The organism is Streptosporangium sp. G12, assembly GCF_052983175.1.
This window is the reverse complement of sequence record NZ_JBRIQO010000116.1, coordinates 1-503: the sequence shown is the minus strand read 5'-3', so window position 1 is coordinate 503 and position 503 is coordinate 1. Positions and strand designations below refer to the sequence as shown.

The 503-nt window shown below is 72.2% G+C and carries 1 protein-coding gene; it reads left to right on the top strand.

The features are described from left to right. Positions 1 to 503 (top strand): phospholipid carrier-dependent glycosyltransferase (locus tag ACVCAG_RS45850; RefSeq protein ID WP_447191684.1); only part of this gene is annotated, 503 nt, incomplete at both ends.

The window sequence follows — 503 nt, the reverse complement described above, 5'->3', positions numbered from 1 at the left end:
CCACCCGCCGCTGGGCAAGTGGATGATCGGCCTGGGCGAGCAGATCTTCGGCATGACCCCCTTCGGGTGGAGGTTCGCCGGGGCGGTGGTCGGGGTCTTGTCGATCCTGATCCTGGCCCGGGTGGCCCGCCGGATGACCCGCTCGACCATGCTGGGCTGCCTGGCCGGGCTGCTGCTCGCGCTGGACGGCCTGCACTTCGTGCTGTCGCGGACGGCGCTGCTGGACATCTTCCTGATGTTCTGGGTGCTGGCCGGTTTCGCCTGCCTGGTGGTCGATCGTGACCGGGCGCGGGAGCGGCTGGTGACCTGGTACGAGACCTCGCCGCTCAGTGACCAGGGGCCGGGGCTGGGGGCGCGGCCGTGGCGGATCGCCGCCGGGTTGTGCCTGGGCGCGGCCTGCGCGGTGAAGTGGTCGGGGGTGTTCTTCCTGGTCGCCTTCGCGGTGATGTCCCTGGTCTGGGACGCCGGGGCCCGCCGCGCGATCGGCCTGCGCAAGCCGTACG